At 59.9% G+C, this 17,797-nt stretch carries 18 protein-coding genes; 11 read left to right on the plus strand and 7 right to left on the minus strand.

Annotated elements, in window-relative coordinates; translation table 11 throughout:
• Positions 1 to 44 precede the first annotated feature (44 nt).
• The 3 genes from EPZ47_RS04850 to norR form a co-directional block, all read right to left on the minus strand.
• Positions 45 to 371, minus strand: coding sequence for a beta-ketoacyl-[acyl-carrier-protein] synthase family protein (locus EPZ47_RS04850; RefSeq protein WP_135843768.1), 327 nt, complete (start codon positions 369 to 371; stop codon positions 45 to 47).
• A gap of 104 nt (positions 372 to 475) precedes the next feature.
• Positions 476 to 1,378 (minus strand): chemotaxis protein, encoded by a 903-nt coding sequence (locus EPZ47_RS04855; protein WP_135843769.1) that lies wholly within the window; start codon positions 1,376 to 1,378, stop codon positions 476 to 478.
• Positions 1,379 to 1,549: 171 nt separating this feature from the next.
• Positions 1,550 to 3,106 (minus strand): nitric oxide reductase transcriptional regulator NorR, encoded by a 1,557-nt coding sequence (gene norR / locus EPZ47_RS04860; RefSeq protein WP_135843770.1) that lies wholly within the window; start codon positions 3,104 to 3,106, stop codon positions 1,550 to 1,552.
• A 151-nt stretch (positions 3,107 to 3,257) separates the two neighbouring features.
• Here norR and hmpA point away from each other — a divergent pair, with 151 nt between their 5' ends.
• The 9 genes from hmpA to EPZ47_RS04910 all read left to right on the plus strand — a co-directional run bounded on the left by hmpA (position 3,258) and on the right by EPZ47_RS04910 (position 11,698).
• Positions 3,258 to 4,439, plus strand: a complete 1,182-nt coding sequence (gene hmpA / locus EPZ47_RS04865) for an NO-inducible flavohemoprotein (RefSeq protein ID WP_135843771.1) — start codon at positions 3,258 to 3,260, stop codon at positions 4,437 to 4,439.
• 320 nt (positions 4,440 to 4,759) lie between these two features.
• On the plus strand, positions 4,760 to 5,269 hold the full coding sequence (locus EPZ47_RS04870) for a disulfide bond formation protein B (protein ID WP_135843772.1): 510 nt from the start codon (positions 4,760 to 4,762) through the stop codon (positions 5,267 to 5,269).
• A 788-nt stretch (positions 5,270 to 6,057) separates the two neighbouring features.
• The gene (gene cyoA / locus EPZ47_RS04880; protein ID WP_135843773.1) at positions 6,058 to 7,005 is read left to right on the plus strand and encodes a ubiquinol oxidase subunit II; all 948 of its coding nucleotides are present in this window, start codon (positions 6,058 to 6,060) and stop codon (positions 7,003 to 7,005) included.
• Positions 7,006 to 7,008: 3 nt separating this feature from the next.
• On the plus strand, positions 7,009 to 9,039 hold the full coding sequence (gene cyoB / locus EPZ47_RS04885; RefSeq protein ID WP_135843774.1) for a cytochrome o ubiquinol oxidase subunit I: 2,031 nt from the start codon (positions 7,009 to 7,011) through the stop codon (positions 9,037 to 9,039).
• 3 nt (positions 9,040 to 9,042) lie between these two features.
• The gene (locus EPZ47_RS04890; RefSeq protein ID WP_135843775.1) at positions 9,043 to 9,669 is read left to right on the plus strand and encodes a cytochrome o ubiquinol oxidase subunit III; all 627 of its coding nucleotides are present in this window, start codon (positions 9,043 to 9,045) and stop codon (positions 9,667 to 9,669) included.
• A complete protein-coding gene (gene cyoD / locus EPZ47_RS04895) occupies positions 9,670 to 10,005 on the plus strand; it encodes a cytochrome o ubiquinol oxidase subunit IV (RefSeq protein WP_025211927.1) in 336 nt (111 codons plus the stop codon). It begins immediately after the preceding gene.
• An 11-nt stretch (positions 10,006 to 10,016) separates the two neighbouring features.
• Positions 10,017 to 10,904, plus strand: coding sequence for a heme o synthase (gene cyoE / locus EPZ47_RS04900; protein ID WP_135843776.1), 888 nt, complete (start codon positions 10,017 to 10,019; stop codon positions 10,902 to 10,904).
• A gap of 138 nt (positions 10,905 to 11,042) precedes the next feature.
• The gene (locus EPZ47_RS04905) at positions 11,043 to 11,387 is read left to right on the plus strand and encodes a toxin (RefSeq protein WP_092223719.1); all 345 of its coding nucleotides are present in this window, start codon (positions 11,043 to 11,045) and stop codon (positions 11,385 to 11,387) included.
• Positions 11,384 to 11,698 (plus strand): helix-turn-helix domain-containing protein, encoded by a 315-nt coding sequence (locus EPZ47_RS04910; RefSeq protein WP_135843777.1) that lies wholly within the window; start codon positions 11,384 to 11,386, stop codon positions 11,696 to 11,698. The genes EPZ47_RS04905 and EPZ47_RS04910 overlap by 4 nt, the downstream gene beginning before the upstream one ends.
• A gap of 108 nt (positions 11,699 to 11,806) precedes the next feature.
• On the opposite strand, the gene EPZ47_RS04915 is transcribed toward EPZ47_RS04910, so the two are convergent.
• From EPZ47_RS04915 to EPZ47_RS04925, 3 genes are all read right to left on the minus strand, one after another.
• Positions 11,807 to 12,511: a hypothetical protein gene (locus tag EPZ47_RS04915; protein ID WP_135843778.1), complete on the minus strand. Its 705-nt coding sequence runs from the start codon at positions 12,509 to 12,511 to the stop codon at positions 11,807 to 11,809.
• A 159-nt stretch (positions 12,512 to 12,670) separates the two neighbouring features.
• Complete coding sequence (locus tag EPZ47_RS04920) at positions 12,671 to 13,684, minus strand: sensor domain-containing diguanylate cyclase (protein WP_135843779.1); 1,014 nt, start codon at positions 13,682 to 13,684, stop codon at positions 12,671 to 12,673.
• 99 nt (positions 13,685 to 13,783) lie between these two features.
• Positions 13,784 to 14,701 (minus strand): LysR family transcriptional regulator, encoded by a 918-nt coding sequence (locus tag EPZ47_RS04925; RefSeq protein ID WP_135843780.1) that lies wholly within the window; start codon positions 14,699 to 14,701, stop codon positions 13,784 to 13,786.
• Positions 14,702 to 14,799: 98 nt separating this feature from the next.
• On the opposite strand from EPZ47_RS04925, the gene EPZ47_RS04930 reads away from it, so the two are divergent.
• On the plus strand, positions 14,800 to 15,975 hold the full coding sequence (locus tag EPZ47_RS04930) for an aspartate aminotransferase family protein (RefSeq protein WP_135843781.1): 1,176 nt from the start codon (positions 14,800 to 14,802) through the stop codon (positions 15,973 to 15,975).
• On the opposite strand, the gene EPZ47_RS04935 is transcribed toward EPZ47_RS04930, so the two are convergent.
• Positions 15,941 to 17,197, minus strand: coding sequence for an MFS transporter (locus EPZ47_RS04935; protein ID WP_135843782.1), 1,257 nt, complete (start codon positions 17,195 to 17,197; stop codon positions 15,941 to 15,943). The two genes, EPZ47_RS04930 and EPZ47_RS04935, sit on opposite strands and share 35 nt — an antisense overlap.
• 108 nt (positions 17,198 to 17,305) lie before the next feature.
• Between EPZ47_RS04935 and EPZ47_RS04940 the strand changes: the two genes are divergently transcribed.
• Complete coding sequence (locus EPZ47_RS04940; protein ID WP_135843783.1) at positions 17,306 to 17,758, plus strand: winged helix-turn-helix transcriptional regulator; 453 nt, start codon at positions 17,306 to 17,308, stop codon at positions 17,756 to 17,758.
• The last annotated feature ends 39 nt before the right edge of the window (positions 17,759 to 17,797 follow it).

Genomic DNA, 17,797 nt, shown 5'->3' on the forward strand with positions numbered 1-17,797 from the left:
CAGAAAAACGCCGTGATCAACCTGCGAAGCAAGTTATGCGCCACTCATTGGGCGTCATTGGCCGGGCGGATCGAGTCCCACTCGGTCACGTAGGCGGTTTTGGTTTTTTTGCGGTAGAGGCACAACTCGGTACCGGTCGCGCCTTTCATGTGTTTTTGCGGGTATTGGCCCTGCAGCAACAGCGCGGTGTAGCCCACCCGGTCATCGAATTGCGCAGCGGTGCCCACCGGTTCGGCGCTTTTCAAACCGCTGGCCTTGAGGCAACTGGCGAGCGCGGCTTTGTCATGGGCGGCCCAGGCGTCGGGGCTGGAGGCATGGGCTTGGAAGGCCAGGGCGGTGAGGCCAAGGAGGATCAGCGCGTGGGGTTTCATCAGGAGTGTCCTTGTTCTGGGAAGCCAGGACAGGAGTATGCCTGAGGTTTGCCGGGTGACGATCAACCCCATGCTGGCGCGTGGGATCGATCGTCAGGCACGGATCAGTGACCCTGCTCGGCGACGGCCTTGGCGGCCGTGATCAGGCACTTGGTCAGTTCCGGCGAGGAGAACTTGGTCAGTACACCGTTGGCACCGGCCAGCCGGGCTTTTTCGCTGTTCATGGCGCTGTCCAGGGAGGTGTGCAACAGCACGTAGAGGTGGGCGAAGTCCGGGGTCTCGCGCAGGGTTCGGGTGAGGGCGTAGCCGTCCATTTCCGACATTTCGATGTCGGAGACGATCAGGTTGATCTGCTGTTCGGTGCCCTGCAGGTCCAGCAGGCACTCGATGGCTTCCTTGGCGCTACGGGCGGTGTGGCATTGCAGGCCCAGGTTGCGCAGGGTGTAGACCGATTGTTGCAGTGCCACCTGGCTGTCGTCGACCACCAGGATCCGTGCATTGCCCAGTACCTCGGCGTCTTCCATGCTCAGTTCGGTCGGCGCGGTTTCGATCTGTGCCGGGGCGATGCCATGGATGACCTTTTCGATGTCCAGCACCTGCACCAGCGTGCCATCCACCGAGGTCACGCCCGTGATGAACGCACGCACACCGCCGGAACCGTAGGGCGGTGGTTTGATGTCGGTGGTCAGGCAATGCACGATCTTGCTCACGGCCTGTACATGCAGGCCCTGCTTGGACCGGCTGACGTCGGTGACGATCAGGCAGCCGCCGTCCGGATCTTCCAGTGGCCGCTCGCCAATGGCGCGGCTCAGGTCAATCACTGACAGCGAAGTCCCGCGCAGGGTGGCAATGCCTTTGACGTGCGGGTGCGACTCCGGCAGCTTGGTCAGGGGCGGGCAGGGAATGATTTCACTGACCTTGAGCAGGTTGATTGCCATCAGCTTGCCGCTGCGCAAGGTAAACAGCAGAAGCGAAAGTGAATCTGCGCGGGCTTTGTTGGAAGACATAAAAACCTTCTGTGGAAAAAGGTGGGGCGAGCGCTGGGATCGCCAAAACAGCTTGTGATATTGGGTTATCGACTTGTCGGGGGCAGGCTTTAGGACGAAAGCTGTCGACGGTCGGGATCGTTGTAACAAGGTCCTTATGAAGAGGTGGCTTTTGTGGCGAGGGCTGTGCTGTTACTTGAGCCCCAACCGCCTGGCCATCCGCCCCAGGTTCGCCCGATCCAGCCCCAATTCCCGGGCGGCGCTGGCCCAGTTGTACTGGTGGCGTTCCAGGCTGGCGCCGATCAGCCTGCGCTGGAAATCGTCCACCGCGTCGCGCAAGTCTCCCGTGACCCCGTCCAAGGTCGGCACAGGGCTCGCAGATGAAGGCGCTGGAGTGTCCTCGGCGGCCTGGGGCAAATCCAGATCCTGGGCGCTGAGGCTGAGGATTTTCGGGCGCACGGCGCAGTTGCCCAAGGCTTTCAAGGCGCTGCGGCCGATCAGGTGCTCCAGTTCACGGACGTTGCCCGGCCAGTCATAGGCCAGCAGCGCGGCCTGGGCGTCGCTGCTCAGGCGCAGGCTGTTAAGGCCCATGCGCGAACGGTTCTGTTCCAGGAAGAAGCCGCTGAGCAGCAGCACATCGCGCCCGCGATCGCGCAACGCTGGTACCTGCAACGGATACACACTGAGACGATGGTAGAAATCGGCCCGATAACGTCCGTTGCGCACTTCCTCGGCGAGGTCGCGGTTGGTGGCCGCGATCAGTCGCACATCGACGCGATGTTCCCTGTCCGAGCCCAGACGTTGCAACTGGCCGCTCTGCAACACGCGCAGCAACTTGGCCTGGACGGTCAGGGACAGCTCACCCACTTCATCGAGGAACAACGTGCCGCCGTCGGCCAGTTCAAACTTGCCGCGACGGTCGCTCGTGGCCCCGGTGAATGCGCCGCGGACATGACCGAAGAGTTCGCTTTCCACCAGGGTGTCCGGCAGCGCGGCGCAGTTGAGGCTGATGAGGGGCTGTTCGGCGCGCTTGGAGGCGGCGTGGATGGCTTGGGCGACCAGTTCCTTGCCAACCCCGGTTTCACCCGTGATCAGCACTGTCAGGTCGCTGCCGCCCACAAGCTTGATCTCTTCCACCAAGCGTTTATGGGGCTTGCTCTGGCCAATCATGTCGCGCTGTTGCTGGCCGCTGGCCTGGCGATAGACCTCGGCACGGCGGTGTTCGTCCTCGGCCTTCAAGGCCAGGCGCTCGATGCGTGCGGCGGCGCTGACCGTGGCGGCGGCGAGGCTGGCGAAAGCTTGCAGGGCGCTCAGGTCGATGGGTTCGAAGCTTCCCGGGTCCAGCGAGTCAAGCGTCAGCAGGCCCCAGGGGCGCTCGTCGACGAACAATGGGCAGCCCATGCAATCGTGGACTTCCAGATGCTCAGCGAGGCCTTCAACCAAGCCGTCGTAGGGATCAGGCAAGTTGCTGTCGGCGGCGAAACGGGTGGGCAGCGGGTTGGCCAGCAAAGCCGCGAAGCGCGGGTGTTCGCTGACGCGGAATCGGCGACCCAGGGTATCGGTGCTCAAGCCGTCCACTGCCAGCGGCACCAGGCAATCGCCATCCAGGCGCAACAACGCCGCGGCATCACAGGGCAGCAGGGCGCGCAAGGCGCCGAGCAGGCGACGATAACGCTCGCCTTCGGGCAGTTCTCGGGAGAGGTCGGCCACCAGGGGCAGCAAGGCCGTCAGCAGGGAGGTTGCGGTCATAATGACTCCATGTAGTCGTAATGACTATAAGTTGCGTCGTGTCGATATGACTACACATTATTTAAGTAATTGATAATAAACATAAAAATTTATGGCATGGAATCTGATACAGCCTGTGGACTGTTATCTGTAACACGCCAGGAGTCACTCTATGCTCAGTCGAGAAGAACGCGCCATTATTCGCTCCACGGTTCCATTGCTGGAAAGCGGCGGGGAAGCGCTGATTACTCACTTCTATCGCATGATGCTGTCCGAATACCCGCAGGTGCGCCCGCTGTTCAACCAGGCTCACCAGGCCAGTGGCGATCAGCCGCGTGCGTTGGCCAACGGTGTGCTGATGTATGCGCGGCACATCGATCAGCTTGATCAACTGGGTGACCTGGTGGCGAAAATCGTCAATAAGCACGTTGCCTTGCAGATCCTGCCGGAGCATTACCCGATTGTCGGTTCGTGCCTGCTGCGGGCGATTGCCGAGGTGCTGGGCGAAGAGATCGCCACGCCTGAAGTGATTGCCGCTTGGGCCGCTGCCTATAATCAGTTGGCCGATATCCTGATTGGCGCCGAAACTGGCATGTATGAACAGAAAGCCGCAGCGCCGGGCGGTTGGCGGGGCGAGCGCGAGTTCATCCTGGTGGCCAAGGAACAGGAAAGCTCGGAGATCACCTCGTTCTATTTCGAACCTGCGGACAAAGGTCCGATTCTGGTGGCCGAGCCGGGCCAGTACATCGGCATGAAGTTGCTGCTCGATGGCGAGGAAGTGCGCCGCAACTATTCGCTGTCGGCCCTGGCGGATAACGGTCAATACCGCATCAGCGTCAAGCGCGAGGCCGGTGGGCGGGTGTCCAACTACCTGCATCATCATTTCCAGATCGGCAGTAGCATCCAGTTGTTCCCGCCGAGCGGGGATTTCTACCTGACGGCCAGCGACAAGCCGTTGGTGTTGATCAGTGGCGGTGTTGGCATCACCCCGACCCTGGCGATGTTGCAGGCGGCGCTGCAAACCGAGCGGCCGGTGCATTTCATCCACTGCGCGCGCAACGGCCGCGCCCATGCCTTCCGTGGCTGGATCGACGAGTTGGCCGAGCGGCATCCACAGCTCAAGCGTTTCTACTGCTACGACGAAGACGACGGCCTGAGCCCGGCGGCTGACAAGGTGGGATTGTTGAGCCAAGAGCAACTGGCGCAATGGCTGCCGGAACAGCGCGACCTGGACGCCTATTTCCTCGGGCCGAAAGGCTTCATGGGGGCCGTCAAGCGTCACCTCAAGGCCCTGGGCGTACCGGACCAGCAGAGTCGTTACGAGTTCTTCGGGCCAGCGGCGGCGCTGGAATAAAAGCAGCGGCGAGCCTGGGAAACCGGGTCGCCTTCATCGCGAGCAAGCTCGCTCCCACAAGGGATTTGTGCGGGACGCCAATCTTCCAAGCGCCCCGGGACGAATGTGGGCGCGAGCTGCAGGCTCGATACCCCTCCAACTGCCTCCTCCCCTTGCGCGCAAAATTAATCCGCACTTAACCCTCCTGCGGTTTATTTCCAGCCAATGTTGCCGACCTCCGCTCGTTCACTGTCATGGTCAGCGTGTAGACTTCGGCTATCCGATAGCGCGCCGGGTGTCGCCAGGCTGCGCGTCAATCCATGCCTACAAAGGGAAACGCAATGAGTGAGGAAATGCTGCGCTTGGGCCGTGAGCGGCGCTATCTGGTGCTGCTGGGGCTGATCTGCCTGGCGCTGATCGGCGGCGCGCTGTACATGCAGGTGGTCCTCGGTGAGGCACCGTGCCCGCTGTGCATCCTGCAGCGCTATGCGCTGTTGCTGATCGCGATTTTTGCCTTCATCGGCGCGGCCATGCGCACCCGCACCAGTCTGACGATTTTCGAGGGCCTTGTGGTGCTTTGCGCCCTGGCCGGCGCCGCCGTGGCGGGGCATCACGTGTACACCCAGTTCGTCCCGGCGGTCAGCTGCGGTGTCGACGTGTTGCAACCGATTGTCGACGGTCTGCCGCTGGCGAAGATCTTCCCGCTGGGTTTCCAGGTCGATGGCTTCTGCTCCACGCCGTATCCGCCGATCCTCGGTCTGTCCCTGGCACAATGGGCACTGGTGGCTTTCGTACTGACCGTGGTGCTGGTGCCGTTGCTGGTGTCCCGTAACCGCAAACACCTTCGCTGAAACACCACAGGCAAGCGCCCCGGTTCTCTTCTGGAGAGCCGGGGCGTTTTGCGTTCAGTCCCGGGATCGATCGGCCTTGATCCGGAGCAAGAATGGCCTGCGACAATGTGCGACATGTTGTCACATATCTTGCGCCCCACGCCCATCCCAAGTGTGGATAAACGCCTCATCCTGTAACAAAAAAACAGCCGGGATCGTCCCGATTATCAAAAGCCGCTCCTCGTGGAACAGGCATTTTTAACAGCGAAGCGCCAGACGGCTCAGCCCCCGAAAAATGGGCCTTTGGCGGGAAAAAAAACCTCATCCTAATCCCCTCGGGCTGTCTAAAACGGGCGTAGTAGGCTTATATTTTTTGGGGTTCTTGTTGAGAATGAATTTCGATAAGATGCCGTCCGGTTGCACTAACGGCCAGGGATTGTTGCCGGATCGGATAAAAATTATTTCGGGATGAGTCATGGTCTACAGCGCCTCAGCTCACTACAATCGCCCGCACCGATTTTCCGACCCGGCTCAGGCTTGAGCTCGAGAGTGGTCGAAGGGCGCCAGCGCCCCATGCGACCCCAGGTGTCGGTGCCTCCAACTATCCGCACCAAATGGAATTGGGCTTGAACTAGGCCTTTGACCAACGAATAAGAACTCACTGCTGGCCCAGGATGTGTCGAGCGGCGTCTGACTGACGTTCGATGGGCAGCCCTTATTCAATCCAAGAAAATGCCAACCCTTGGCAGGGTGAAGTGTTGGCGATCAAAACCCAACTGCATTGCGCAAGCTGCTTTAGAGGTCGTGAGATGAGTAAAAACAGGTACCCCCGATTACTAGGCTTGTTGCCGCTGCTCGGCACGTTGCTGCTGGGAGGCTGCAACATGACCCTGCTCGATCCCAAGGGCCAGGTCGGCCTGGATGAACGAAACCTGATCATCACCGCCACGCTGCTGATGTTGCTGGTCGTTGTGCCGGTTATCGTCATGACCTTCCTGTTCGCCTGGAAGTACCGCGCGACCAACGCCAATGCCACGTACACGCCGAAGTGGTCGCACTCGACCAAGATCGAAGTCGCGGTGTGGACGATTCCGGTGCTGATCATCATTGCCCTGGGTTACATCACCTACAAGTCGACCCACGCCCTGGACCCGTATCGTCCGCTGGATTCCGACGTCAAGCCGATCACCATTGAAGTGGTTTCGATGGACTGGAAGTGGCTGTTCATCTATCCGGAACAAGGCATCGCCACCGTCAACAAGATCGTGTTCCCGGCCCACACGCCGATCAACTTCAAGGTCACCTCCGACACCGTGATGAACTCGTTCTTCATCCCGGGCCTGGGCGGCCAGATCTACGCGATGGCGGGCATGCAGACCAAGCTGCACCTGATCGCCAACCAGAACGCCGAACTCGACGGTATCTCCGCCAACTACAGTGGCGCGGGCTTTACCGGCATGAAGTTCAAAGCAATCGCCACGACCCAGGAAGATTTCGACGCCTGGGTCAACGATGTCAAGAAGGCACCTAAACAGCTTGAAAAAGCTGAATACGAAGCCCTTTCCAAACCGAGCCAGAACAACCCAGTCGAACTCTACTCGTCGGTCACGCCGAACCTGTTCCAGACCATCATCGACAAATATGAAGGGATGAATCCGGGCAAGCCGATGCACCACGAGAAGAAAGAGAAGGAAGTGGCCCACAACATGGAAGGGATGGACATGAGTTCGCATTCAGCTGCCGGGGCAGAGGAGTAAACGATGTTTGGTAAATTAAGTTGGGAAGCGATCCCGTTCCACGAGCCGATTGTCATGGTGACCCTCGCCATCATCGCGCTCGGTGGTCTGGCGTTGTTCGCGGGGATTACCTACTTCAAGAAGTGGACCTACCTGTGGACCGAGTGGCTGACTTCGGTCGACCACAAGAAGATTGGCGTGATGTACATCATCGTCGCCATGGTCATGCTGCTGCGTGGTTTTGCCGACGCCATCATGATGCGCACCCAATTGGCCATGGCCACCGAGGGTTCGCCGGGCTACCTGCCGCCTGAACACTATGACCAGATCTTCACCGCCCACGGTGTGATCATGATCATCTTCATGGCGATGCCATTCTTCACCGGCCTGATGAACCTTGCAGTGCCGCTGCAGATCGGCGCGCGTGACGTTGCCTATCCGTTCCTGAACTCCCTGAGCTTCTGGCTGCTGGTTTCCGGCGTCGTGCTGATCAACCTGTCCCTGGGCGTTGGCGAATTCGCCAAGACCGGTTGGGTTGCCTATCCGCCGCTGTCGGGCCTGCAATACAGTCCGGGCGTGGGGATGGATTACTACATCTGGGCGCTACAGCTCTCCGGGTTGGGTACGACGCTGACGGGGGTCAACTTCCTGGCCACCGTGCTGAAAATGCGTACCCCGGGCATGAAGCTGATGGACATGCCGATCTTCACCTGGACCTGCACCTGGGCCAACGTACTGATCGTCGCTTCCTTCCCGATCCTGACCGCTACCCTGGCGCTGCTGACGCTTGACCGTTACATGGATTTCCACATTTTCACCAATGAACTGGGTGGAAATCCGATGATGTACGTCAACCTGTTCTGGGCCTGGGGTCACCCCGAGGTGTACATCCTGATTCTGCCGGCGTTCGGGATTTTCTCCGAAGTCATCTCGACCTTCTCCGGCAAGAAGCTGTTTGGCCATCACTCGATGATCTACGCTTCGGGCGCGATCTCGGTACTGGGCTTCATGGTCTGGCTGCACCACTTCTTCACCATGGGTTCGGGGGCCAGCGTCAACGCCTTCTTCGGCCTGGCGACAATGCTGATTTCGATCCCGACGGGGGTGAAGCTGTTCAACTGGCTGTTCACCATCTACCAGGGCCGTCTGCGTTTCACCAGCCATGTGCTGTGGACCCTGGGCTTCATGGTGACCTTCGCCATCGGCGGCATGACCGGCGTACTGCTGGCCATTCCGGGTGCTGACTTCGTGCTGCACAACAGCCTGTTCGTGATCGCGCACTTCCATAACGTGATCATCGGCGGCGCGGTGTTTGGCTACATCGCCGGTTTCGCCTTCTACTTCCCGAAAGCGTTCGGCTTCAAGCTGCACGAAGGTTGGGGCAAGGCAGCGTTCTGGTTCTGGATCTCGGGCTTCTTCGTCGCGTTCATGCCGCTCTATGCGCTGGGCTTCATGGGCATGACCCGTCGTCTGAACGCCACCACCAACCCTGAGTGGGTGCCGTACCTGTACGTCGCCATGTTCGGTGCGGTGATGATCGCCGTCGGTATCGCCTGCCAGTTGATCCAGCTATACGTCAGCGTGCGTGACCGCAAGAAGCCAGAGAACATGTGCGAACACGGCGACCCGTGGAATGCCCATACCCTGGAATGGTCGACCTCGTCGCCACCGCCGTTCTACAACTTTGCCGTGCTGCCAAAAGCCGACGTCATCGACCCGTTCACCGAAGCCAAGGAAAACGGTACCGCGTACCAGGCTCCGGCCAAGTACGCGCCGATCCACATGCCCAACAACACCGCCACCGGTGTGGTCATGGGCGCTCTGCTGACTGTGTTCGGTTTCGCGATGATCTGGCACATCTGGTGGCTGGCCATCGCCAGCCTCGTCGGCACCGTGGTGTATTTCACCATCCATGCCGCCCGTGACGATCAGGGCTACATGGTGCCGGTGGATGTCATCGAGCGCATCGAAGCCGAGCAGCACAAACGTCTGGTCGCGGCCGGGAAAGTCCCCGCCAACGCCACCCGTGTTGAAACCTCGTTGGAACAGGCTTAAACCATGTCGAACTTAGTGACCACTGTTGGACACGCCCATGGTCATGACCATGGGCACGATGACCATCACCACGACTCGGGCGAGATGACCGTATTCGGTTTCTGGCTCTACCTGATGACCGACTGCATTCTGTTTGCGTCGATCTTCGCGGTGTACGCGGTGCTGGTAAACAACGTCGCCGGTGGCCCGTCGGGCCACGACATCTTCGAGCTGCCGTACGTGCTGGGCGAAACCGCCCTGCTGCTGTTCAGCTCGATCACCTACGGCTTCGCCATGCTGGCGTTGTTCAAAGGCAAGAAGAGCCAGGTGCTGGGCTGGTTGGGCATGACCTTCCTGCTGGGTGCCGGCTTTATCGGCATGGAGATCAACGAGTTCCACATCCTGATCGCCGAAGGCTACGGCCCTAGCCGCAGCGGCTTCCTGTCCGGGTTCTTCACCCTGGTCGGCACCCACGGTCTGCACGTGACCAGCGGTCTGATCTGGATGGCGATCATGATGTACCAGGTCCACAAAAACGGCCTGACCGCTACCAACAAGACGCGCCTGAGCTGCCTGAGCCTGTTCTGGCACTTCCTGGACGTGGTGTGGATCTGCGTATTCACCGTTGTTTATCTGATGGGGACCCTGTAAATGGCTAACGCTCATTCCCATGATGGTCACGACGCCGGCCACGGCAGCGTCAAGTCCTACGCCATCGGTTTCATCCTGTCGGTGATCCTGACCGTCATTCCGTTCGGCCTGGTGATGTACCCGACGCTGCCCAAAAGCCTGACCCTGTGGATCATCCTGATCTTCGCCGTGGTCCAGGTTCTGGTGCATCTGGTGTACTTCCTGCACCTGGACCGCTCCGCCGCCCAGCGTAACAACGTGGTCGCGTTTGTCTTTGCCGCGATCGTGATTGTCCTGCTGGTTGGCCTGTCGTTGTGGATCATGTTCAGCATCCACACCAACATGATGGCGCACTGAGGAAAGTCCGGATGTCCTTAAAGCACTTTATCCAAATCACCAAGCCGGGGATCATTTTCGGTAACGTGCTTTCTGTGGCGGGCGGATTTTTCCTGGCCTCGAAAGGGCATGTCGATCTGGCCATCTTCCTGGCGGCGATGATCGGCACTTCCCTGGTGGTAGCGTCCGGTTGCGTGTTCAACAACTGCATCGACCGCGACATTGACATCAAGATGGAGCGCACCAAGAACCGCGCGCTGGTCCAGGGCCTGATCCCGGTGCAACTGGCCCTGGCGTTCGCCACGGTGCTGGGCGTGGCCGGCGTGGCGCTGTTGTACCTGGTGGCCAACCCGTTGGCGGCGCTGTTCGCGGTGATTGGCTTTGTGATCTATGTCGGTCTCTACAGCCTGTACCTCAAGCGCAAGTCGGTTCACGGCACGCTGGTGGGCAGCTTGTCGGGGGCGATGCCGCCGGTGATCGGTTATGTCGCGGTGAGCAACAGTTTCGACATGGCTGCGCTGACGCTGCTGGTGATGTTCAGCCTGTGGCAGATGCCGCATTCCTATGCCATCGCGATCTTCCGCTTCAACGACTACCTGGCGGCCTCGATTCCGGTGCTGCCGGTCAAGCGTGGCATCCAGGTAGCCAAGAAGCACATCCTGCTCTACATCCTGGCCTTCCTGGTGGCGACCTTGATGCTGACCTTCAGCGGCTACGCCGGGATGAGCTACCTCGCCGTCGCCGCCGCCATGGGCATGTACTGGCTGTACATGGCCTGGACCGGCTACAAGGCGGTGGATGACACGGTCTGGGCGCGCAAGCTGTTCGTGTTCTCGATCTTCACCATCACCGCTCTTAGCGTCATGATGTCCCTGGACTTCAAAGTGCCGGGTGAGCTGCTGCTGACCTACGCACCTTAAGCTTCAGACGCTGCACAAAAAGCCCCGCCTTCGTGAGAAGAGCGGGGCTTTTTTTCTAGATGGGCATGGATGGACGCTCATTCGTCGCAATAGATTATGGTTTGTTGAACTATGCGCAATTTGCCTATAGTTTCTGCCATGCGTACCCTGTTTTTTGAAACGACTACGTTCACCGCCACGGTTGGCCATTACCTGACTGACGATGAATATCGCCTGCTTCAGTCCTATATGCTGCAGCATCCAGAGGTCGGTGACGTCATGCCACGTACTGGCGGCTTTCGTAAGCTGCGCTGGTTCGATGAACGTCGTGGTAAAGGGAAGCGCGGTGGGTTGCGAGTCATTTACTATTGGCTCATGAACGATCGTCAGTTTTGGATGTTCGCGATTTATGACAAGGACGAGTTGGAAAACCTGACCTCCGAGCAAGAGAAGACGCTCAAGCGCGCCATAGAAGCTGAGTTGAAAGTACGAGGTACCTTATGAAAAAGCGCGATCTGTTTGCCGAGATGATGCAAGGCGTCGAGGAGATGGCCGCTCACCGCGAGGGCAAGATTACCCTTCGCCAGACATCGATCGAAGACAAACCGGCTCCCGAGGTATCGGCCCAGGAAATCGTGGCTTTGCGCGACAAGCTCCACATGTCTCAAGCCGTTTTCGCCAAGAGCATCAGGACCAGTCCAGGTACCCTGAGAAATTGGGAACAGGAAAAATCCAAGCCTAACGCCCAGGCGGCTTTGTTGATCAAACTGGTCGAGAAGTTTCCAGACATGGTTGAACGGCTTGGCGCTGTTTGAACAGCTGACACCCATGAAAAAGCCCCGCCTTCGAGAGAAGCGCGGGGCTTTTTCATGGGCATCCGAAGATGTTGGATTTCTGTGGGCTCAACCTCCTGAAAAGAAGGCTTATTGCTGGGCGATGCTGTAGCCGTCGAAAGCTTTTTGCTGTTGCAGGGCGGTGACGATGCTTTTGCGGGTGACCTGTTGTTCGGTACCGTCGTTGTCCAGGAAGGTTTCGTTTTCCAGCTCGGCCTCTTCGCCTTCGCCGACAAAATTGAAACCGAGGAACTCGAAGGCCTCGCGGTCGACGTTCGGCTTGGAGCGTGGCGTGCGCAATGGCAGCGTGACGCTGATGCCGTCCTTGCTGATGACAAACACTTCGGCTTCCTTCTTGGCCCGCGACGCCTTGCCCTTGCTGCCGCTTGGGTTGCTGATGGCCTGGTGGGTCTGGTTCAGCACTTTCAGGGCCAGGCCATACACCAGCTCCTGGAAGGCCGGGTCGTCCTTATAGCTGGAGAGGATGCGGTTGATGGAGAAGCGGCTGCTCAGGTCTTCCAACGCGGCGAAATCGGCGGCTTCGGCGTCCTTGAGCTGCTTGAGCTGGCCCATCAGTTCGTAGGCCTTGTCATCGTCGAAGGCATCGTGAGCCTGGCGGATGGCGTTGCGCAGTTCGCGGATCTGGTCGCTTTCGCGGTTCGACTGGAACGCATCAAGAACCATCTCGCTGATGGTTTTGGCCTGGGGCAGATGCTGTGAAAGATTGATGGAGTTTTCGTATTCCGCTTTGGACGACAGGGTGACTACGGATTCAGCGGTGTTGGAATCGGACATTGAAATTTCACTACTTCTGTTAGCGGGATGAGGCGAGAAAGGCATTGAGCTTTTTTCCGGTCGCCTAATCTATTGGACGCGGGCGGTGTTGTCACGGTCGGACTCAAGCCAGGCGTCTTCGCAGGGGCAATAGTCGATCTGCGGTGAGCCGCGTCGGGCTCATTGGCAGATCACATTCTTGCCTGCTGTCTTGGAGCGATACAGCGCCTGGTCGGCACGGTCCAACAGCGCCGCCTGCTGTTCATCGTCGAAGCGTTGCACCACGCCAAAACTCATGGTGATCTGAAAGTCGCCCACCGGCAGCAAGTCAGACAATCCACGGCGAATGGTTTCGGCCATCAGGCAGGCGTCGGCCAGGTCGGTGTTGGGCAAGACCATGATGAATTCATCGCCGCCCCAGCGCACCAGTAAATCGCCGTCGCGTTCACAGCATTTGACCGACTGCACCACTTGCACCAGCGCCGCGTCGCCGAAAGCATGGCCGTAACGATCGTTGATGTCCTTGAAGTCGTCGACGTCCATGGCGATCAACGACAACGGCTCGCGAAAGCGCTGGGAGCGTTCGCAGGCCAGTGGCAGGGCCTGTTCCAGTCGATAGCGATTGGCGACCAGCGTCAGCGCATCGGTTTCGGCGAGCCGACGGTTTTCGTCAAGCTGAATCTGGAGTTGTCGGTTGACCCGGGACAGTTCACGGGTGCGTTCTTCGATGATGGCTTCCAGGGACTTGTTGCGCTGTTCCAGTTGTTCGAACAGGCGCTTCTTGTCATCAATGCTGCGATGGGCCCCGATCATGCGGGCCACCGTGCCGTCAGGATTGCGGGCGATCACGTAACCGCGATCTTCGATCCAGACATAGGAACCGTCGCGCGTGCGGCAGCGGTATTCGGCCTGGTAGGCGGGGGATCGGTGTTCCAGGTAGTCATCGAACAAGGCCATGACCCGTGGGTAATCATCGGGGTGGATCACGCTTTCCCAAGTCAGCACGGTGTTGCTCAATGAATGGGGCAAGTAGCCAAGCATCGTGTACCAGCCGGGGTTGCGGTAGACGAACCCGGTGTTGGCATTCCAGTCCCAGATGCCGTCGCTGACCAGTTCCAGAATGGTGTGTAGTACGTCTTCGTCCAGATCGGACAGGTCGAACCGCAGCATATCGATGTTTGAGGCGTCGCCCATCTTCGTTTCCCCAATCAACCTTGATATCAAAATGCTCGTCCAAGGCTCAAGAGTAGCCGATGGCGCGCGGGGTCACTAGCGGGCGGGCGTCCTACATCATCATTGGGCTTGGGTTTGGGGTTTGCCCCATCTCTGCAGTGCAAACTCGACGAAACTGCGCAACTTCGGCAAACGGTAGCGATCCTGGGCGTACATCAGGCTCATCGGACGATGAGGCAATTGATAGTCCTGCAGCAGTGCTACCAGTTGGCCGTCCTTTAGGTCCTGTTCCACCAGTGCATCGGGCAGCATCACCACGCCCATGCCGGCCAGGGCGGCGCGGTGCAGGCCCGAGGAACTGTTGATCAACATCGGTCCGTTCACCGGGATCTTGATTTCGCCGTCCGGGCCGTTGATCGGCCAGAGATCCTGGGCGAAGCGCCAGTCGTCTCCTGCCAAATAGGCGAACGACAGGCAATCGTGCTGTTGCAGGTCGACGGGTTTTTCCGGTGTGCCGTGCCGAGCCAGGTAGGCAGGGGAGGCGCAGATGGTCAGGGTGTAGTCCATCAACGGACGGGCAATCAGTTTCGGGTCGGGATGGCCGAGGCGGATGGCAACGTCGAAGCCGTGGTCGAGCAGGTCCAGGCGTTGGTTGGTCAGCACCACGTCGAGCTTGACCTGGGGATGGCGCTGGCTGAACTCGGCCAGCGCCGGCGCGAGGCGTTCGGAGCCGAAGGTCAGCGGCGCGGTGATGCGCAAGGTGCCGGTGGGCTCGCCCTGGGTCTGTTCGGCCAGGCGTTCGGAGTCGGCCACCAGCCCCAGGACTTCCAGGCAGCGCTGGTAGTAGGCCGAGCCGAACTCCGTCAGGCGCTGGCGCCGGGTCGTACGGTTGATCAGGCGCACGCCGAGGCGTTGCTCCAGGGCGCGAAGATGATTGCCCACCATGGTCGTGGACATTTCGCACGCCTGGGCGGCCGCCGTCAGGCTGCCGGTTTCCACCACCTTCACGTAAACGGTCATTGCCTGGAACAGGTCCATTATCAAGCTCAGCTTTTAAATGATTGAAGTAAAGCAGCGTTTATCCAGCAAGGGTGGCTAACCATACTGGAAAAAACCACCCGATGGAGCTTGATGCCATGACTGCTGCCTGCCTGATGTCCACTTACCAACCCCTGGCGCTGAATTTCACCCATGGCTTGGGGACGCGCCTGTGGGACCAGGACGGCCGCGAATACCTCGATGCGGTGGCGGGCGTGGCGGTGACCAATGTCGGCCACTCCCACCCCAAGCTGGTGGCAGCGATCAGTGAACAGGCCGGCCTGTTGCTGCACACTTCCAACCTGTACAGCATCGACTGGCAGCAACGGCTGGCGCAGAAACTCACGCAGCTCTCAGGACTGGAGCGAGTGTTTTTCAACAACTCTGGTGCCGAAGCCAACGAAACCGCGCTGAAACTGGCGCGTCTTTATGGCTGGCACAAGGGTATCGAACAGCCTTTGGTGGTGGTCATGGAGAATGCGTTTCATGGGCGCACCTTGGGCACGTTGTCTGCCAGTGATGGCCCGGCGGTACGCTTGGGTTTCAATCGGTTGCCGGGGGATTTCATCAAGGTGCCGTTCGGTAATCTCGCGGCATTGGAAGATATCCAGCAGGCCCATGGTGAACGCATCGTCGCAGTGCTGGTGGAACCGATCCAGGGCGAAAGCGGTGTGCAACTCGCACCACCGGGCTATCTCAAGGCCTTGCGTGAACTGTGCAGCCGGCGCGCCTGGCTGCTGATGCTCGACGAGATCCAGACCGGTATCGGCCGCACCGGCCAATGGTTCGCGTTCCAGCACGAAGGCATCGTGCCGGACGTCATGACCCTCGCCAAAGGCCTGGGCAACGGTGTGCCCATCGGTGCCTGCCTGGCCCGGGGCAAGGCCGCCGAGCTGTTTACGCCCGGCAGTCATGGCAGCACCTTCGGCGGTAATCCGCTGGCCTGTCGCGTCGGTTGCACGGTGCTGGAGATCATCCAGGAGCAAGGCCTGGTGGACAACGCCAGGCAGCAGGGCGAACAGTTGCTCAAGCGGTTGCGGGCCGAACTGGCGGACAACCCGAACGTGCTGGCGATTCGCGGCCAGGGGTTGATGATCGGCATCGAGCTCAAACAACCGGTCCGCGACCTGACCCTTTGCGCCGCCCGGGACCACGCCTTGCTGATCAACGTCACCCGGGGCAATACCATCCGCCTGCTGCCACCACTGACGATTGATGGGCGGGAAGTGGAGATGATCGTCAGGGGCGTGAGCCGGAGTCTGGCGCAGGGATGAAATCGGTCCAGGCCCAATACGCCAAGGCGCTCGCACTGATCAACGCACCCAGCAGGCACACCGCGCCCCAACCCCACTGTGCATAAACCTGGGTCGCGGCGGCGGCTCCCAAGGCGCTGCCGATGGAATAAAAGCACATATAGGCGCCCACTAGACGGCTTTGGGCATCGGGGCGAGCGGCGAAAATCAGGCTCTGGCTGGTGACATGGATGGCCTGTACCGCGAAATCCAGGACAATGACGCCGACCACCAGCGCCACTAACGAGGTTTGGGTGAACGCCGTGGGCAGCCATGACAGTGTCAACAACGTCAGGGCCACGCCCGTGGTGCGTCGGCCCAGGCCTCGGTCGGCCCAGCGCCCAGCCTTCGAGGCGGCCAGGGCGCCGGCTAGGCCCGCCAGGCCAAACAGGCCGATCTGGGTATGGGACAGCGAGAGGGGCGGTGCGCTCAGAGGCAGCACCATGGCGGTCCATAACACGCTAAACGCGGCGAAGATCAGCAAGGCCAGGACACCCCTGATCCTCAAGGTACGCTCCGTGGCGAACAATGTGAGCATGGACCATAGCAGCGCAGGGTATGAATGGTTGAACCGGGGTTGGCGGGTCGAAGGGACTGTCCGGGCCAGCACCATAGCCAACGCCAGCATCAGCCCCGCTGATACAAAGTACACCGCCCTCCACCCGGCCAGATCTGCAATGAGCCCCGATGTGAACCGGGCCAGCAGGATGCCCAGCACCACGCCGCTGGTCACCGTGCCGACCGCTTGCCCGCGCTGCTGCGGCGAGGCAAGGGCGGCGGCGTAGGCCACAATGACCTGGACCAGCACGGCCATCAAACCCACCATGACCATTGCTCCCAGCAACATCGACCAGTGTGTGGCAAACCCCACGGCGGTGAGCGCCAGGGCCGACAGTAGCGTCTGGGTGATCATCAGGCCCTTGCGATTGATCAAGTCCCCCAGGGGAACGATGAACACCAGGCCCAGGGCATAACCGATCTGGGTCGCCGTCACTGCGATGCCGATGAGCCGCGGCGCAACGTGCAGGCTGTGGGCAATCGAATCGAGCAGTGGCTGGACGAAGTAGACATTCGCCACCGCCAATGCGCAGGTCAGGGAGAACAACAACGTCAGCGGCCGAGACAGCCTGGGTGGGTGGGCGGCTGACGCTTGCCGGACAGCTTTGTCGGATGGCGTCGCAATCGCTTGCGCTTCGCAGGTCATAGGGTATTTCCCTTGTTAAATCAGGTTTTGATTTGAAACCAGTAAATTGTTTTTTAGCTACTCTGGTTTTAATATGCAACCTGTTTTTCATCGCAAAGAGGGTGACACATGACTGAAAAAGCATCCCCGGTCAGTCACGAGTGCCCCGTGGCCCGGGCCGTCGAGGTGATCGGCGATCGCTGGTCGCTGTTGATCATTCGAGACGCGTTCGACGATGTGCGGCGGTTCAGCGAATTCCAGAAGAACCTCGGGTTGGCGAAGAACATCCTGGCTTCGCGCCTCAAGGCCCTGGTGGAGGTCGGTGTGCTCGAGACAAGACCTGCCTCCGATGGCAGCGCCTACAAGGAATACGCCTTGACGCAGAAGGGGCGCGAGGTATTCCCGATCGTGGTTTCCCTGCGTCAGTGGGGCGAGCGACACCTGTTCAGCGCGGGCGAAGCTCACTCGGTACTGCTGGACAATGAGCGTGATGAGCCGGTGGCGATGCTTGAGGTTCGTTCGGTAACGGGGAAAAAACTGGAGCCGGGGGACTGCCATCGTCGTACAGTGTTCAAACCCTGAACGCTGCGGGTTTTGCTTTGTAAAGGTTGGGTAAACGCA

The sequence above is a fragment of the Pseudomonas viciae genome, from assembly GCF_004786035.1.
Taxonomy (GTDB): Bacteria; Pseudomonadota; Gammaproteobacteria; order Pseudomonadales; family Pseudomonadaceae; genus Aquipseudomonas; species Aquipseudomonas viciae.

Excerpts from the sequence above, each read along its gene's own strand:
- cyoB (WP_135843774.1), top strand. The coding sequence starts at position 7,009 with ATGTTTGGTAAATTAAGTTGGGAAGCGATCCCGTTCCACGAGCCGATT.
- hmpA (WP_135843771.1), top strand. The coding sequence starts at position 3,258 with ATGCTCAGTCGAGAAGAACGCGCCATTATTCGCTCCACGGTTCCATTG.
- EPZ47_RS04905 (WP_092223719.1), top strand. The coding sequence starts at position 11,043 with ATGCGTACCCTGTTTTTTGAAACGACTACGTTCACCGCCACGGTTGGC.
- EPZ47_RS04890 (WP_135843775.1), top strand. The coding sequence starts at position 9,043 with ATGTCGAACTTAGTGACCACTGTTGGACACGCCCATGGTCATGACCAT.
- EPZ47_RS04940 (WP_135843783.1), top strand. The coding sequence starts at position 17,306 with ATGACTGAAAAAGCATCCCCGGTCAGTCACGAGTGCCCCGTGGCCCGG.
- EPZ47_RS04910 (WP_135843777.1), top strand. The coding sequence starts at position 11,384 with ATGAAAAAGCGCGATCTGTTTGCCGAGATGATGCAAGGCGTCGAGGAG.
- cyoA (WP_135843773.1), top strand. The coding sequence starts at position 6,058 with ATGAGTAAAAACAGGTACCCCCGATTACTAGGCTTGTTGCCGCTGCTC.
- EPZ47_RS04915 (WP_135843778.1), bottom strand. The coding sequence starts at position 12,511 with ATGTCCGATTCCAACACCGCTGAATCCGTAGTCACCCTGTCGTCCAAA.
- norR (WP_135843770.1), bottom strand. The coding sequence starts at position 3,106 with ATGACCGCAACCTCCCTGCTGACGGCCTTGCTGCCCCTGGTGGCCGAC.
- EPZ47_RS04935 (WP_135843782.1), bottom strand. The coding sequence starts at position 17,197 with ATGACCTGCGAAGCGCAAGCGATTGCGACGCCATCCGACAAAGCTGTC.
- EPZ47_RS04930 (WP_135843781.1), top strand. The coding sequence starts at position 14,800 with ATGACTGCTGCCTGCCTGATGTCCACTTACCAACCCCTGGCGCTGAAT.
- EPZ47_RS04870 (WP_135843772.1), top strand. The coding sequence starts at position 4,760 with ATGAGTGAGGAAATGCTGCGCTTGGGCCGTGAGCGGCGCTATCTGGTG.
- EPZ47_RS04855 (WP_135843769.1), bottom strand. The coding sequence starts at position 1,378 with ATGTCTTCCAACAAAGCCCGCGCAGATTCACTTTCGCTTCTGCTGTTT.
- EPZ47_RS04925 (WP_135843780.1), bottom strand. The coding sequence starts at position 14,701 with ATGGACCTGTTCCAGGCAATGACCGTTTACGTGAAGGTGGTGGAAACC.
- EPZ47_RS04920 (WP_135843779.1), bottom strand. The coding sequence starts at position 13,684 with ATGGGCGACGCCTCAAACATCGATATGCTGCGGTTCGACCTGTCCGAT.
- cyoD (WP_025211927.1), top strand. The coding sequence starts at position 9,670 with ATGGCTAACGCTCATTCCCATGATGGTCACGACGCCGGCCACGGCAGC.
- cyoE (WP_135843776.1), top strand. The coding sequence starts at position 10,017 with ATGTCCTTAAAGCACTTTATCCAAATCACCAAGCCGGGGATCATTTTC.
- EPZ47_RS04850 (WP_135843768.1), bottom strand. The coding sequence starts at position 371 with ATGAAACCCCACGCGCTGATCCTCCTTGGCCTCACCGCCCTGGCCTTC.